General features: G+C 70.1%; 18 protein-coding genes. 10 read left to right on the top strand and 8 right to left on the bottom strand.

Annotated features, from left to right (window positions below):
* Nucleotides 1-34: 34 nt before the first annotated feature.
* The 3 genes from Q0D75_RS06645 (at nucleotide 35) to Q0D75_RS06635 (ending at nucleotide 1932) form a co-directional block, all read left to right on the top strand.
* Nucleotides 35-1183: a glycerol dehydrogenase gene (locus tag Q0D75_RS06645; protein ID WP_291050715.1), complete on the top strand. Its 1149-nt coding sequence runs from the start codon at nucleotides 35-37 to the stop codon at nucleotides 1181-1183.
* Between the two features lie 65 nt (nucleotides 1184-1248).
* Nucleotides 1249-1575 carry a hypothetical protein gene (locus Q0D75_RS06640; protein WP_291050713.1) on the top strand — a complete coding sequence of 109 codons (327 nt, stop codon included), beginning with the start codon at nucleotides 1249-1251 and terminating at the stop codon, nucleotides 1573-1575.
* Between the two features lie 48 nt (nucleotides 1576-1623).
* On the top strand, nucleotides 1624-1932 hold the full coding sequence (locus tag Q0D75_RS06635; protein ID WP_291050710.1) for an EthD family reductase: 309 nt from the start codon (nucleotides 1624-1626) through the stop codon (nucleotides 1930-1932).
* A gap of 47 nt (nucleotides 1933-1979) precedes the next feature.
* Here Q0D75_RS06635 and Q0D75_RS06630 read toward each other — a convergent pair whose 3' ends face one another.
* Complete coding sequence (locus Q0D75_RS06630; protein WP_291050707.1) at nucleotides 1980-2651, bottom strand: response regulator transcription factor; 672 nt, start codon at nucleotides 2649-2651, stop codon at nucleotides 1980-1982.
* Nucleotides 2652-2800: 149 nt separating this feature from the next.
* On the opposite strand from Q0D75_RS06630, the gene Q0D75_RS06625 reads away from it, so the two are divergent.
* The gene (locus Q0D75_RS06625; protein WP_291050704.1) at nucleotides 2801-3079 is read left to right on the top strand and encodes a GlsB/YeaQ/YmgE family stress response membrane protein; all 279 of its coding nucleotides are present in this window, start codon (nucleotides 2801-2803) and stop codon (nucleotides 3077-3079) included.
* Nucleotides 3080-3164: 85 nt separating this feature from the next.
* Here the strand turns inward: Q0D75_RS06625 and Q0D75_RS06620 are convergent, their stop codons facing one another.
* Complete coding sequence (locus tag Q0D75_RS06620) at nucleotides 3165-3662, bottom strand: SRPBCC family protein (RefSeq protein ID WP_291050701.1); 498 nt, start codon at nucleotides 3660-3662, stop codon at nucleotides 3165-3167.
* A gap of 252 nt (nucleotides 3663-3914) precedes the next feature.
* Between Q0D75_RS06620 and Q0D75_RS06615 the strand changes: the two genes are divergently transcribed.
* A complete protein-coding gene (locus Q0D75_RS06615) occupies nucleotides 3915-5300 on the top strand; it encodes an HNH endonuclease signature motif containing protein (RefSeq protein ID WP_291050698.1) in 1386 nt (461 codons plus the stop codon).
* 177 nt (nucleotides 5301-5477) lie between these two features.
* A complete protein-coding gene (locus tag Q0D75_RS06610) occupies nucleotides 5478-6218 on the top strand; it encodes an enhanced serine sensitivity protein SseB C-terminal domain-containing protein (RefSeq protein ID WP_291050696.1) in 741 nt (246 codons plus the stop codon).
* Between the two features lie 45 nt (nucleotides 6219-6263).
* Here the strand turns inward: Q0D75_RS06610 and Q0D75_RS06605 are convergent, their stop codons facing one another.
* The 6 genes from Q0D75_RS06605 to Q0D75_RS06580 all read right to left on the bottom strand — a co-directional run bounded on the left by Q0D75_RS06605 (nucleotide 6264) and on the right by Q0D75_RS06580 (nucleotide 10735).
* On the bottom strand, nucleotides 6264-6836 hold the full coding sequence (locus tag Q0D75_RS06605) for a YdeI/OmpD-associated family protein (RefSeq protein WP_291050694.1): 573 nt from the start codon (nucleotides 6834-6836) through the stop codon (nucleotides 6264-6266).
* A 38-nt stretch (nucleotides 6837-6874) separates the two neighbouring features.
* Nucleotides 6875-7831, bottom strand: coding sequence for a hypothetical protein (locus Q0D75_RS06600; protein WP_291050691.1), 957 nt, complete (start codon nucleotides 7829-7831; stop codon nucleotides 6875-6877).
* Between the two features lie 140 nt (nucleotides 7832-7971).
* Complete coding sequence (locus tag Q0D75_RS06595; RefSeq protein WP_291050689.1) at nucleotides 7972-8601, bottom strand: MBL fold metallo-hydrolase; 630 nt, start codon at nucleotides 8599-8601, stop codon at nucleotides 7972-7974.
* Nucleotides 8601-9695 carry an S-(hydroxymethyl)mycothiol dehydrogenase gene (locus tag Q0D75_RS06590; protein ID WP_291050686.1) on the bottom strand — a complete coding sequence of 365 codons (1095 nt, stop codon included), beginning with the start codon at nucleotides 9693-9695 and terminating at the stop codon, nucleotides 8601-8603. The genes Q0D75_RS06595 and Q0D75_RS06590 overlap by 1 nt, the downstream gene beginning before the upstream one ends.
* Before the next feature lie 71 nt (nucleotides 9696-9766).
* Nucleotides 9767-10264, bottom strand: a complete 498-nt coding sequence (locus Q0D75_RS06585) for a tetratricopeptide repeat protein (protein ID WP_291050684.1) — start codon at nucleotides 10262-10264, stop codon at nucleotides 9767-9769.
* A 51-nt stretch (nucleotides 10265-10315) separates the two neighbouring features.
* Nucleotides 10316-10735 (bottom strand): biopolymer transporter Tol, encoded by a 420-nt coding sequence (locus tag Q0D75_RS06580; RefSeq protein WP_291050682.1) that lies wholly within the window; start codon nucleotides 10733-10735, stop codon nucleotides 10316-10318.
* A 127-nt stretch (nucleotides 10736-10862) separates the two neighbouring features.
* On the opposite strand from Q0D75_RS06580, the gene Q0D75_RS06575 reads away from it, so the two are divergent.
* Genes Q0D75_RS06575 through Q0D75_RS06565 form a run of 4 tightly spaced genes read left to right on the top strand, consistent with a single transcriptional unit; the run spans nucleotide 10863 to nucleotide 13032 of the window.
* Nucleotides 10863-11432: a helix-turn-helix transcriptional regulator gene (locus tag Q0D75_RS06575; RefSeq protein WP_291050679.1), complete on the top strand. Its 570-nt coding sequence runs from the start codon at nucleotides 10863-10865 to the stop codon at nucleotides 11430-11432.
* Nucleotides 11432-11701: a nucleotidyl transferase AbiEii/AbiGii toxin family protein gene (locus tag Q0D75_RS21020; RefSeq protein ID WP_366513418.1), complete on the top strand. Its 270-nt coding sequence runs from the start codon at nucleotides 11432-11434 to the stop codon at nucleotides 11699-11701. The genes Q0D75_RS06575 and Q0D75_RS21020 overlap by 1 nt, the downstream gene beginning before the upstream one ends.
* Complete coding sequence (locus Q0D75_RS06570) at nucleotides 11698-11916, top strand: hypothetical protein (RefSeq protein WP_291050677.1); 219 nt, start codon at nucleotides 11698-11700, stop codon at nucleotides 11914-11916. The genes Q0D75_RS21020 and Q0D75_RS06570 overlap by 4 nt, the downstream gene beginning before the upstream one ends.
* Before the next feature lie 54 nt (nucleotides 11917-11970).
* Nucleotides 11971-13032, top strand: coding sequence for an FAD-dependent oxidoreductase (locus Q0D75_RS06565; RefSeq protein ID WP_291050675.1), 1062 nt, complete (start codon nucleotides 11971-11973; stop codon nucleotides 13030-13032).
* The last annotated feature ends 40 nt before the right edge of the window (nucleotides 13033-13072 follow it).

The raw sequence follows: 13072 nt of genomic DNA, 5'->3' as shown, positions 1-13072 counted from the left end.
ACCCACCACCCGACAACGACGTCAGGAGAACGACATGTCCACCAGCCTTCCCATCCGCACGGTGATCAGTCCCGGCCGCTACGTGCAGGGCCCCGGAGCCATCACGAAACTGGGGGAGTACCTCGCCCCGATCGGTTCGACGCCGCTTCTGGTGGCCGACGACGTGGTGTGGGGCTTCGTCGGTCACGACGTCGAGGCCTCGCTGGCCGCATCCGGCCTGCCCGTGCGCCGGGAGAAGTTCAACGGCATCCCGACCTCCGGCGAGATCGACCGCCTGGTCGGCGTCATCGCGGATGCCGGTGCCGACGTCGTGGTGGCCCTCGGCGGCGGCAGCACGATCGACGCGGTGAAGTCGGCGGGCTTCCTGGCGGGCATCCGCTGGGTCACCGTGCCCTCGGTGGCGTCGACGGATGCGCCGACCTCGGCCCTCGCGGTCATCTACACCGAGGACGGCGCGTTCGAGGAGTACCGGTTCTTCCCGCGCAACCCCGACCTCGTGCTGGTGGACTCGCAGCTGGTGGCCAATGCGCCGGCGGCCTTCCTCGCGGCCGGGGTCGGCGATGCGCTGGCGACCTGGCTGGAGGCCCGGGCGACGTCGCGGTCGAACTCGAACACGATGGCGGGCGGGTTGCCCACCGAGACCGGCACCGCACTGGCCCGGCTCAGCTGGGACGTGCTCTGGGAGAACGCGCTGCCGGCCCTCGACGCCGTGCGCGACCACGTGGTGACCCCCGCGGTGGAGAAGGTCATCGAGGCGAACACCCTGCTCTCGGGCCTCGGCTTCGAGTCGGGCGGACTCGCGGCGGCGCACGCCATCCACAACGGGCTCACCGCAGCGCCCCAGACGCACGGACTGGCGCACGGCCAGAAGGTGAACATCGGCTCGATCACCCAGCTGGTGATGGAGGGGGCCCCGACCGCCGACATCCGTGACTTCATCGAGTTCACCACCCGGGTCGGCCTGCCGACCACGCTCACCGAGATCGGGCTCGACGCGGATTCGCCCGAGCTCGCCCAGGTCGCGGAGCTCGCGACGGTGCCGGGCGAGACCATCCACGCGATGCCTTTCGAGGTGCGGCCGGTCGAGGTGGTGGCGGCCCTGAAGTCGATCGAACGCCTGGCCCGCCGCGTGCGGGCGGAGGCGAAGCTGCCGGAGCCGATCGCGTACGTGATCCACCACTGACCCATCGCCGGCCCAGGGTCCCCCGCCCCTGGGCCGGCGGTGATCACGGCCCGTAGAGTGGCTGCATGACGGCATCCGAAACTCGATCCCCGGCGAAGGGCCTCGCTCTCGCCGGGCGGATCGTCGCGGGTGTGGCCGCCGCCGCGGTCGGGGCGGTGTTCGTGCTCTCGGCCTGGATGGCGGTCAGCAGCCGCTTCGGGCTGACGGATGGCGACCTGCACGGCTACGGGCTGATCTTCGGCACGGTGCTGGCCGTCGTGGCCGGTTTCGTCACGGCGCTGTTGCTGCCGCTCGCCTTCCCGCGCCGGAACCGGGGGACGGCGTTCCGGGTGAGCCTGGCGTCTTTGGGCGTGTTGCTCGTGCTGTTGATCGTGTCACTGGTCACGGCGTAACGTTCGAGGCGTGCGCCCACCGGGTGCCGCTCGACGAGAGGGAACGCCATGCCCACCAAGATCACCGTCATCTACGACAACCCCGCCGATCCCGACGCGTTCGAGGCCGCGTACCCCGAGCAGGTCACTCTGGCCAAGGCGCTTCCGGGCCTGCAGCGCATCGAGACGGCGAAGGTGTGGCCGAAGGAGGACGGTTCGCCGACGCCCGCCTACCGCCAGATCGACCTCTACTTCACCGACTACGACGCCGCCAGCGCGGCCGTGACCACCGCGGAGGCAGGTGCGCTCTTCCCGAGCATCTTCGGCCTCGCGACCGGCGGGGTGCGCATCCTGTTCTCCGACATCGAAGAGTCCTGAGAGAGGTCGCGTCCGGCCGTGCCTGGCCTAGGGCCTAGGTGCAGAACCTACGGCCCGCCGAGCCAGTGGTCGATGCGGTGGTGGTCGGGCGCGAAGCCGTGCGCGATGCCCCACAGCACGGCCTGGGTGCGGCTCTTCGCGTCGATCTTGCCGTAGATGGCGCGGATGTAGGTCTTGACGGTGTTCGGGCTCAGATAGGTGAGCGTCGCGACCTCCGCGTTGCTCTTGCCCTGCGTGATGAGAGCGAGGATCTCGGATTCGCGGTCGGTCAGGCCCTCGTGCCGGCCCGGCCAGTCGAGCCCGAGGGCGCTGCCGGATCGCCGGGGCGGTGTGCTCACGACGGTGTCTCCCGCGTGCACCGCTTCCAGGGCCGCGACGAGGTCGCGCGCCGCGAGGGTCTTGGAGAGGTAGCCGTGGATACCCTGCTGCCGAGCGCTCTGCACGAGCTCGGGGTGGAAGTTCCAGGTGTAGACCACGACGCGGCGGGCGCGCGGATTGCGCACCAGGGCGCTGAGCTCCTGCTGATCGGACTCGGGTTGCGCGAAGGAGTCGTACAAGACGATGTCGACCTGGTCGTCGAGAGCGGCGTTCGCATCGATCTCGCACACCAGGATGCGGTCGCGATAGCGGTCGAACATGTGGGCGAGCCCGGCCAGCACCACGTCGTAGTCGTCGACGAGGGCCACCCGGATGGGCTCGCTGCGCGTGGTGCTGCTCATGTCCTGACGGTACACCCGGTGGGGGCGGTGAAGACCACCCCTAGGGGTGACCCGGCCCACCGTCGGGCGTGGTTCGCTGGGCAGAGCCGGCCGAGGTCGGCGGCGAGATGCGCATTCGGCGCATCCGAGAAACCCGAAGGACTCACATCATGATCGGTCTCATCATCAGCCTCATCGTCATCGGCATCATCGCCGGTGCACTGGCACGCCTCATCGTTCCGGGAAAGCAGAACCTCTCCATTCCGATGACCATCCTGCTCGGCATCGTCGGATCGTTCGTGGGCGGCTTCCTCGGCTTCCTGATCTTCCAGCACGACCCGATGGACGGCTTCTTCCAGCCGGCCGGCATCATCGGTTCGATCATCGGCGCGATCATCGTGCTGCTCATCTGGACCCGCGTCTCTGGTCGCCGCGCCGTCAACCGCTGAGTCCGGTTCCCGCTTCATCGTCGACACGCCTCGCCCGTCCGTCGCTCTCGACCCGAGCCCTCGTCTCCGGGCCGAGAGCGGCGGATCACGGCGTCGTGCCAGGTGTCTGATCGATGTGCGCCCGCACCACGGGATCCTCGCAGCCGCGAGCGAACCCCCGGATGCGACGGTCGATGTCCCGCTGCAGCACGAAGGCGCCGATCCGTTCGGCCAGGGGAGCCAGCCAGCGGGGCTTGCAGGCGAAGTTGTAGCGCCAGACGGCGACCGTGCTGCCGGGGTCGCCCTCCAGCGGCGTGAAACGCCATCCGCCGGCGAGCCGCTCGAAGAACCAAGAGCCCTTCGTCATCTTCATCCCCACGTTGAAGGGCGGGTTGTAGGAGACGTATTCGCTCTCCATGCGGAACCCGAAACGCTGCTGGGTGAAGGTGCGCACGCCCTTGGCGGGGACCGTGGCGCCGTCGAGGAGGTGCTGGCTGCGGATGAACGGGTCCCAGCGGAGGCGGATGTCACCTGTGGTCTGCGAGACGGCGAACGCGACGTGCGGGGGGACGGGGATGACGCAGCGGGACTCGACGGTGGGCATGGTTCAACTTTGACAGGGGTCACGGGTGGCTGCATGGCCATCACGGTTGTCGTCGGGGCTGCCGCGCGCTTCGCGCTTGCCCTCGATGGGTGTGGCCGGGTTGTCGGGGTCGGTTGCCTTGTCGTCATCGTCCTTGATTGGCGACGGATGCGCGTGGCTGGACCCCATCCATCGAGGGCAAGCGCGGAGCGCGCGGCAGTCCCGACGGCTTCCAAGGCCTCGATGTCGGTGGTCGCTGATTGAATTAATCTCATGATAGGGATGGTGGATGCGACGGATGCCGGGCCCCGGCGTCAATTCGACGCGCGCGCCGCCTTCGATGCCGATCTCGATTACGTCCACGACATCACCCGACGGCAGGCGTCGCTCGAGGCAGACAAGTTGGTGGCGGTCGCCCGGTTGTCGCGTCGTGCTCGAGGGCGCACCCTGGGGCTGGATGCGGAGGAGTCGGCGGTGTGTGGGTTCGCTCACACGGAAGACGAGAAGCGTCTGCTGGTTGCTGAGGTCGGTACGACGCTGCGTGTTCCGGAGTGCACGGTGGGCAGCATGGTGACGGATGCCGAGACCCTCGTCACGTCGTTGCCGTTGACGTTGGCTGCTTTGCAGGCTGGGGAGATCACGGGTCGGCATGCGCATGTGATGGTGGCGCAGTGCTCGACGGTCCCGGTGGAGGCGCATGGGGAGTTCGAGGCGGCGTTGCTGCCGGCTGCGGCGCGGTTGACGGTGGCGCAGTTCACCCAGCGCGCCCGGATCTACCGCGAACGGGTCCACCCCGAGACGCCCCGTAAGCGACACGTGGAAGCTCTTGCTCGTCGGGGTGTGTGGGTGGATCCGGCGGCGGACGGGATGGCGCAGCTGAGCGTGCTGCTGCCGGCCGCGGAGGCGATCGCGATCGATGACAAGCTCGACCAGATCGCCCGCTCCCAGCGCGGCCCCGACGAGCCCCGCACCCACGCCCAGCGCCGTTGCGACGCGGCAATCGCCCTACTCCTAGACCCCGACGGGGACCTTGCTACCGCGGCGCGGAGTGTCCGCCCGCAGGTGATCCTCACCGTCCCGGCACTGTCCCTTCTGGGCCACACGGAGGAGCCCGCCGAACTGCACGGGTATGGGCCGATCGACCCCGTGACGGCCCGCCGCCTGACCGCAGACGCACCGAGCGTGACCCGGTGGCTGACCGACCCCATCACCGGCCACGCCCTCTCCGTCGGGCGGGAAAGCTACCGCATCCCCGCTGATCTGCGGTTGGCGCTCACGATTGAGGATGAGACCTGCCGGTTCCCGGGCTGCCGACGTCGGGCACAACGCTGCGAACTCGACCACGTCCACGCCTGGGCAGAAGGCGGCGACACCTCCCACGCCAACCTCGCGAGCCTGTGCTCGAAGCATCACCACTTGAAGCACGAATCCGATTGGACAGTGAACGCGTTGCCCGGCCGCGAGCTGCAATGGACGTCCCCGATCGGACGAGTGCACATCACCGAGCCCGCGAACCCCGCACACCCACCCTGGCCTGAGTCACCACCGAGCCCCCGCCTCGAACCATCACCGAGCTCGGGCTCTGAACCACCACCGAAACGATCGGCTTCTCGGCCCGTCGGCGACAGTCACCCCTTGCCTGACGACGCGCCCTTCTAAGCACCTCCGGAACGGTTGGTCTTCCAACCGGTCGGCGAAAGCCACTCCCTACCTGACGACGCGCCCTTCTGATCGGCACCGAGACGATCGGCCTTTCGATCCGTCGGCGACAGTCACCCCTTGCCTGACGACGCGCGCTTCTAAACCCTCTTTGGCCGGTCGGGATACGCTCGAGGGATGGGCAATCCTGGGGTTCCCGAGATCGAGGCGCTGCTGGCGGAGGCCGCACGCGATCCGGCCGCCGCGCCGGCGTTCGTGACGGCTCTGCTGGAGTCGACGGTCATCGTGCCGGGTACGACCTCGGGGGAGAACACCGCGACCCTCGCCGACCTGCTCGGTCCGGCCGGAACATCTGTGCAGCCGTTCTACACCTCGGAGGAGCGGCTTCGCGAGACCCTGCGAGCGGTGCCGGGCTTCGAGAGGGCCTTTCTCGCCCTGCCGTGCCGCGTGCTCTGGCAGATGACGCGCGGGGCCACACTCGTACTCAACCCGCATTCCTCCCACGGCAAGGAGTTCCTGCCCGGCGAGATCGGGCAGCTGCTCGACGGCGCGGCCACGTTGACCCCCCGGGTCGTCCAGGCCGAGACACGCGTTCTTGTGGGCGAGCCCGCACGCATTCCGCCCGGCATGACCGAGGCACTGGCCGCGCTCTTCGCCCGTCACCCCGCAGTCGACGAAGCGGTGCTCGGCTGGAAGGTCACACCCCAGGAGGACTCCGTCGACGAGAGCTACCTGCTGGTGATCGTGGGCGAGGCATCCATCCGCGACACCCTCGGGCCGGAACTGGGGCAGGCACTCGCCACCTACTCGATCGGCAGCCCCATCGACGTGATGTATGCGGCACCGCGAGCCGCCCACCTGCTGGGCGAGGTGCGCCCCTTCTACCGGCGCAAGCGAGGGCTCTTTCGCCGGCACTGAGCGGATGCGCCGTCGGACGTGCGGATGCGCCGTCAGCCGTGCAGATCAGGCCGGTGACCGGATGAGCTTTCCGCTCTTGGAGAGCTCCGGATCGGTGCACGAAGAGAGATCGAAACAGCAGGGGCGTCGCGAACCCCGGTCCAGCTTCGAGATACCCACCTCGACCCGCCGCTCGCGCGTGGACGGACTGCGCGTCGAAGAGATCCAGCGCACCCATTCCCAGCGCGCCATCGGCGTGATGTCGGCCCATGTCTCCGCCGAGGCCGGCGCCTGATCGAGGGCGCGGCGCAGGTCATCGGGCACCTCCGGCTCGGGCCACGTCGACGACGGCGCGAGCTCGATCGAGACCAGGCCTTCGGCGGTCGCATCCGGTGTGCCACCGAGCAGCCGGTCGACGTCGACCCAGTGTCCGCGCAGGCCGTCGGGCTCCACCACATCGGCGAACGGATGCCCGTCGATGAAGCCCTCCACAGCGACCTGGCCACGCGACGGAAGGGCCGCGCTGGCTTCGGGCGGGAGCTTCGCGATGCGCCGTTCGCCCAGCGTCACGGTCTCGGCCTCGAAGCGGATGGGGGTCGATGCTGCGTTGGTCGTTCCTGCGCCAATCGGTGCTGCCATGCCCGGATTCTACGCTCCGCGCACTCCCTTCACCCAGGTCAGGCCGGGCGGTCGGACGATTGCGAGGAGTCAGCCGACCAGGCCACCCCGAGCGCGAACAGCGTCGACACCCCGTAGTGCTCCATCGCGGCCGCGATCCGTCGCCGGCCCGTGCGCGGGTTGATGCCCACCGCACGCGAGGCCGAATCGAGCGTGATGCCCTGGCGCATCAGCGTCAGCAGGGGGGTCCAGGCCGGCGCGGAATCCTCGGCGGGAGTGGCCTGGCGCCAGAGCGTCTCGAAGTAGTCCAGTGCCATCCCGGCGAGGGAGGCATGGCGAACACCGAGCACGCTCGTCGGGCGCCCCTCGCCCCACTCGAACGGCACGGCGAGCTGATCCGCATCGACCCAGAACCAGCTCGGCGGGCTGTCGAGCAGGCGGTATTCCACGCCCGCAGCGCGGTAGTGCGTCATCCGCTGGATGGCGATCGTGTCGTCGGCGGCCCAGGTGGGCATGATCACTCGCACCCTCTCCTTGCCGGCGAGCGCACGACCGAACCGCACCGCGCGCTCCGGTTCGCTCGTGAGAAACCGGTCCACCTCGGGCAGCACCGCGTGCAGTGTGCCGGAGTCATGGCTGGCTGTGTCGTACCAGAGGTCTTCCGAGGCGTGCAGACCGTGCCGGATGACGACCGGCACCAGATCGGCCGAGGCCTCGCCGACCGACCAGTGGCGCAGCAGACCGGGCAGTTCGGAGACCATCCGCTCCATGGCCGAGAGCGCGTCGTCGGCGTTCCTGCGCAGCTGGGCCGAACGCGCGGTCGCCGTGTCGGCGACCCAGGATGCGGGGTGCGTGTAGGTGAGCGCGTCGCCATCGCCGCCGAGAAGCCCTCGGTCGCGCAGTCGCTGCACGGCCGCATCGGCGTCGCCCGCGGGGAGGTGGGTCAGTGCGGCGACATCGCCGATGGTCTCGGGGCGGCCCCGATAGATCGCCGCGAGCAGTGTCTCATCGTTCATGCCGGCCCCCGGTGAGCGCCCGCGTCGATCGGAGCGATCTGCTCATCGTGCCCTCATCAGGACAGACCCGCAAGCAGGTCGTGACATCACTGTGCCCGATAGTGGCCGTGACCTCGTGGGCGACCGCCGGCACCGAGGGCTCAGTGGCCGCGGGCGATCCACTCCTGGAGGTGCGGGGACTCGGCACCGATCGTGGTGGAGTCGCCGTGGCCGGTGCGAACGACCGTCTCGGCGGGCAGAGTGAGCAGCTTCGCGGTGATCGAGTCGATGATCGTGGGGAAGTCGCTGAACGAGCGGCCGGTGGCGCCCGGGCCGCCGTTGAACAAGGTGTCGCCCGTGAAGACCGTCTCCAGATCCGGGGCCGCGAAGCACACCGCACCGGGGGAGTGACCCGGGGTGTGCAGCACCTCGAGCTCGAGACCGGCGATCGGGATGACCTGGCCGTCGACCAGGGTGCCGCTCGGCGCGGTGTCGGGGTAGACCGCGTTCCAGAGCATTCGGTCGTCGTCATGGAGGTGCACGGGCGCGCCGGTCGCCGCCTGAACCGCCGCGACCGCGTCGATGTGGTCGTCGTGCGCGTGCGTCAGCAGGATGGCGCGCAGCGCGCGGTCGCCCACGGCTGTGAGGATCGCCGCGGCGTCGTGGGCGGCGTCGATGACGACGCACTCGGTGTCGTCGCCGACGATCCAGACGTTGTTGTCGACGTCCCAGGTGCCGCCGTCGAGGCTGAAGGTGCCGCTGGTGACGAGGTTCTCGATCCGCGCGGCCATCAGAGCACCACCACCGAGCGCAGCACGTCGCCGCTCGCCATGCTGTCGAAGGCCTGCTCGATGTCGCGGATGCCGATCCGTTCGCTCACGAACTCGTCGAGGGGGAGGCGGCCCTGCAGGAAGAGGTCGGTGAGCATCGGGAAATCGCGCTCGGGCAGGCAGTCGCCGTACCAGCTCGACTTGAGCGAGCCACCCCGGCCGAAGACGTCGAGCAGGGGGATCGAGAGGGTCATGTCGGGCGTGGGCACCCCGACCAGCACGACCGTGCCGGCGAGGTCACGGGCGTAGAACGCCTGACGCCAGGTCTCGGGGCGGCCGACCGCATCGATCACCACGTCGGCACCGAAACCGCCGGTGAGGTCTTGCACGGCCTTCACGACGGCCGCCTCGTCGAGGCCGCTGGAGTCGATCGTGTGGGTGGCCCCGAGCTTCTGGGCGGCGACGAGCTTCTTGGGGTCGCGGTCGATGGCGATGATGGTGCTCGCGCCGGCCAGTTCCGCGCCGACGACCGCTGCAGTGCCGACACCGCCGCAGCCGATCACGGCCACCGAGTCGCCGCGCCCGACGTTGCCGGTGTTCATCGCCGCGCCGAGACCCGCCATGACGCCACAGCCGAGCAGTCCGACGGCAGCCGGGTCGGCATCCGGATTCACCTTCGTGCACTGCTTCGCGTGCACCAGGGTCTTCTCGGCGAACGCTCCGATGCCGAGCGCCGGGCTGAGCTCGGTGCCGTCTTCGAGGGTCATCTTCTGGGTGGCGTTGAACGTGTTGAAGCAGTACCAGGGCTCGGCGCGCACACACGCCCGGCACTCGCCGCAGACCGCCCGCCAGTTCAGCACCACGAAGTCGCCCACGGCGACGTTCGTGACGCCCTCGCCGATCGCGCTCACCCGGCCCGCCGCCTCGTGCCCGAGCAGAAAGGGGAAGTCGTCGCTGATGCCGCCCTCGCGGTAGTGGTAATCGGTGTGGCACACCCCGCAGGTCTCGATGTCGACCACGGCCTCGCCGGGTCCCGGATCGGGGATGACGATCGAGGTGAGCTCCACGGGCGCACCCTTGGATCGGGCGATGACGCCGGTCACGGTCGTGGGCACGGGAGACTCCTTCGATGGGGCGGGCACTGCTCGAACCGTTTTCACCCTACCGGCGGACGATGCCGACGGCCTCAGCCGGCAGGCGCCGGATCGGTGAGCGCGGCGGCGTAGGCGCGCACCGACCGGTGGTAGCGCGGGAGCGAGGGCTCGATCGCCTCGATCGCCACCCGGAGCGCCTCGTCGGCACGGCCGGCGCTGTGCAGCGCGAGGGCCAGGAAGACCGCCGGGGCGTCGCCGACGGCCGGATGGGCGGGCGCGTTCTGCAGCATCGCGATCGCCTCGTCGACCCGGCCGAGATTGCGCAGCGTCGACGCGTGCTGGATGGTGAGCTGTGCCGCCCGCGCGGGGTCGGCTTCCGCCAGGCCCGCCGCCCAGGCCGCTGAGTAGTGCACGTCGGCTTCCGCCTCACGCCCCGCGGAGTCGAACGCGCCGCCCAGCTCGAAGGCTCCGAGAGCCGGATGCGGTGCCTGCTCGGCGAGCACCCGCATCCGTTCGAGGCGGGCGTGGTCGGTTAGGTCGTCGTCGGCCCAGAGTCCGGCGACGCGGGTCTCCCACTCGGTGGCGGTCATGCCTCCAGCGTACGGTGCCGAACGGGGTGCGTCTTCGGGCGGTCGCCACCCTCACCCGGCGGGGCGGTCGGGGGCGGACGACCGGGTGGGGTCGGCCGAACCGTCGAGTTCGGCCAGGCGGTCGAGTTCTGCCAGTGCCTTGATCGCTCGTTCGCGTCGATCCGCCTCGGGAGCATCCCACCACGTCGGGCCCCGCTCGCCGAGCCCGTGCTTGGCGAGGCCGACGCGCGTACGGGCCGAGGCCAGCTCCTCCGCATCGTCGGAGCGCTTGGCCGCCTTCACGGCGTTGCGCGCTCGCCCCAGGTGCGACTTCAGGGCCGCGACCAGCTCATCGGCCAGTGACGGGTCCGTGCGCCGCCACCGCCGCCCGCCCACCACGAGCCACCGCTCCGCGTCCTGCTGCGCCTCAGTCTTGTCGGCGTCATCCGTCTTGTCGGCGTCATCCGTCTTGTCGGAGTCATCTGTGACCATCGTCGCCTCCCGCCTTCGACTGGTGGTGCTGACCGTACGCCGCTGCCGGCTGATAAGGTCAGATCGTCAACGTCGAGTATTGCTCATGCGTATCGTTTACGATACGCTCATCTAGGAGGTGCCACCGATGACGACAGTCGATTCGATCTCTCGTGCCCGACGGCGGAAGAGGTTGAGCGTCGCCGAGGTCGCTCGACGCAGCGGCCTGCAGGCGAGCAATCTCTCGGCGATCGAAAGCGGGAGCCGCGAGCCGACCGCCCGCAACCTCGAGCGGGCCGCCCGCGGCACGGGCGTGCACATCCTGGTGGCCGACCTCGGCGGCCGCCCCCCTGTGACAGAGATCGCCGATGCGATAGCGCGCTTCGCTGCGGCGGGCGACGAGTGGGGTCAGGCGCGCGTGACGGTGCAGCTCTCCAACGACCTGGTCTCGGCTGATCCCTTCACGAAGGTGCTGATGGTGGCCGAGCCCCCTCGTGCGCTGGGCTCGAAGTGGGACTCCGTGCTCGCCGGAGTCGTCGAGTGGCGGCTGGCCACGGCCGGCCTGCCCGTCCCCGACTGGGCTGCGCGGGTCGAGGGCGATCCGCAGGCCAGGTGGTCGATCTGGCCCGGTGCCGTGCACGCCATCGCCGACGAGGTGCCCGAACCGCTGCTCAGGCGGGGCGTCTGGCTCGGCGCGGGTGAGCTGGAGTCGGTCTGATGGCCGACAGCGGACGTGCTTCCGGCGCGGAGCGATCTACGCGACTGGAGCTGACCCGTGACGATCTCACGACAGGTCTGAGAGAACTGGTCGCCGCTCTCGCGGAGTCGCCCGAGCCTGTTCGATTGCGACTGGTCGGTGGGGCGGCCATCAGTCTCGTCTACGACGCGGATCGGCGGAGCACTGTCGACATCGACGGATCGCTCTCGCCCCGCGGTGCCGTGCTGGATGTCGCTCGGGTTGTTCAGCGTCGATGCTGCTCGCGATGAAGCTCCTCGCCGCCCAGAAACGCGGCATGCGGGAGTTCCGCGACATCGCGGTCCTCGCTGAAGCTGCCGGGGTGACCTCGATCGAGCAGGCGGAGCGCATCTTCGAAGGGTTCTATCCCGGAGACGCGCTCACGCCGCGCGCAGTGAGGATCACGGAGGAGGCGCTGAGCTCGGGGTTCGTCGGTCGGGTTGCGGGGTTTCCCTCGCTCGACTGAAGCTTCTCACGTGGCCTCCCTGCCGATCGCGCGGGGCAGGGCCAGGATGAGGGGATGACCTCCTCGCCTGCCGCCCCCACCTCCGCCCCTCACTCAGCGAACGGGGCGGGAGTGCTCGTGGTGGGCGCCGGCATCGCGGGGCTCGCGTGCGCCCGCGCGCTGCGCGACGCGGGCGTTCCCGTGCGGGTCGTCGACCGCGGTCGCCGGCCGGGCGGTCGGATGGCGGGACGCACGTTGCACGGGAGAACCGTCGACCTCGGGGCGTCATACTTCACGGTGCCGGACGGATCCGCGTTCGGCGAGGTGGTGGCGCGGTGGGAGGGGAAGGGGCTCGCGCATCCGTGGTCCGACACGTTCACCGTGCTCGACGCCCATGGAACCGGCGGCGGTTCACCGCTGGAGTCGTCGCGCACGACGACGGGACCGATGCGCTACGCCGCCGTAGGCGGGCTGAGATCGCTGCTCGTCGATCTGGCCGAAGAGCTCGGAGCCGACGAGGAGCGCCGGGTCGACGTGCAGCTCGAGCAGGCGGTGACCTCGGTGCACCACGACGGTACGGTCGACGGATCAGACGACGGCGTGCGCTACGACACGGTCGTGCTCGCGATGCCCGAGCCGCAGGCCGCCCGGCTGCTCGCGCCAGGATCGGTGGTGGCAGCGGCGCTCGACACGAATGCCTGGGAGCCGACGATCGCGGTGGCGCTGGGCTTCGCCGAGCGCACCTGGCCCGCCGATCTGCACGGGGCCTTCGTCGAGGCATCCGTCGTCGTCTCCTTCCTGGCCGACGACGGCGACCGGCGCGGAGACGGTGCCCCGGTGCTCGTGGCCCACACCACCGCCGGGTTCGCGCGCGAGCACCTCGAGCATCCGGACGGCGCCGTGGAGGCCGTGGTCGCCGAGGTGAGCGCGCTACTCGGCCTGGGGGAGAGCGCCCGTCCCGTCTGGAACCACGCACACCGGTGGACGTATGCGCGCACCACGGCGTCGCATCCGGAGCCCTTCGCCCTGCACGAGCGCATCGGCGTGTGCGGCGACGCGTGGGGAGACCGCTCGTCGGTTCCCACCGCCTGGGCCTCCGGCGACGCTCTCGGGCGGGCCATCGCCGCCCGCCGCTGAGCCGCCCGCCGCTGAGCCGCCGGCAGCAGGCACGATCGCA

The sequence above is a fragment of the Herbiconiux sp. genome (assembly GCF_023264855.1).
Taxonomy (GTDB): domain Bacteria; phylum Actinomycetota; class Actinomycetes; order Actinomycetales; family Microbacteriaceae; genus Herbiconiux.
The sequence above is the reverse complement of the archived record's forward strand: the minus strand, read 5'-3'. Positions and strand labels throughout refer to the sequence as shown.

Bases quoted from the DNA above. Each gene is read 5' to 3' on its own strand.
- Q0D75_RS06625 (WP_291050704.1), top strand. From the start codon at position 2,801: ATGATCGGTCTCATCATCAGCCTCATCGTCATCGGCATCATCGCCGGT.
- Q0D75_RS06595 (WP_291050689.1), bottom strand. From the start codon at position 8,601: ATGGCCGCGCGGATCGAGAACCTCGTCACCAGCGGCACCTTCAGCCTC.
- Q0D75_RS21020 (WP_366513418.1), top strand. From the start codon at position 11,432: ATGGCCGACAGCGGACGTGCTTCCGGCGCGGAGCGATCTACGCGACTG.
- Q0D75_RS06645 (WP_291050715.1), top strand. From the start codon at position 35: ATGTCCACCAGCCTTCCCATCCGCACGGTGATCAGTCCCGGCCGCTAC.
- Q0D75_RS06585 (WP_291050684.1), bottom strand. From the start codon at position 10,264: ATGACCGCCACCGAGTGGGAGACCCGCGTCGCCGGACTCTGGGCCGAC.
- Q0D75_RS06605 (WP_291050694.1), bottom strand. From the start codon at position 6,836: ATGGCAGCACCGATTGGCGCAGGAACGACCAACGCAGCATCGACCCCC.
- Q0D75_RS06630 (WP_291050707.1), bottom strand. From the start codon at position 2,651: ATGAGCAGCACCACGCGCAGCGAGCCCATCCGGGTGGCCCTCGTCGAC.
- Q0D75_RS06615 (WP_291050698.1), top strand. From the start codon at position 3,915: ATGATAGGGATGGTGGATGCGACGGATGCCGGGCCCCGGCGTCAATTC.
- Q0D75_RS06570 (WP_291050677.1), top strand. From the start codon at position 11,698: ATGAAGCTCCTCGCCGCCCAGAAACGCGGCATGCGGGAGTTCCGCGAC.
- Q0D75_RS06640 (WP_291050713.1), top strand. From the start codon at position 1,249: ATGACGGCATCCGAAACTCGATCCCCGGCGAAGGGCCTCGCTCTCGCC.
- Q0D75_RS06610 (WP_291050696.1), top strand. From the start codon at position 5,478: ATGGGCAATCCTGGGGTTCCCGAGATCGAGGCGCTGCTGGCGGAGGCC.
- Q0D75_RS06580 (WP_291050682.1), bottom strand. From the start codon at position 10,735: ATGGTCACAGATGACTCCGACAAGACGGATGACGCCGACAAGACGGAT.
- Q0D75_RS06575 (WP_291050679.1), top strand. From the start codon at position 10,863: ATGACGACAGTCGATTCGATCTCTCGTGCCCGACGGCGGAAGAGGTTG.
- Q0D75_RS06565 (WP_291050675.1), top strand. From the start codon at position 11,971: ATGACCTCCTCGCCTGCCGCCCCCACCTCCGCCCCTCACTCAGCGAAC.
- Q0D75_RS06600 (WP_291050691.1), bottom strand. From the start codon at position 7,831: ATGAACGATGAGACACTGCTCGCGGCGATCTATCGGGGCCGCCCCGAG.
- Q0D75_RS06635 (WP_291050710.1), top strand. From the start codon at position 1,624: ATGCCCACCAAGATCACCGTCATCTACGACAACCCCGCCGATCCCGAC.
- Q0D75_RS06620 (WP_291050701.1), bottom strand. From the start codon at position 3,662: ATGCCCACCGTCGAGTCCCGCTGCGTCATCCCCGTCCCCCCGCACGTC.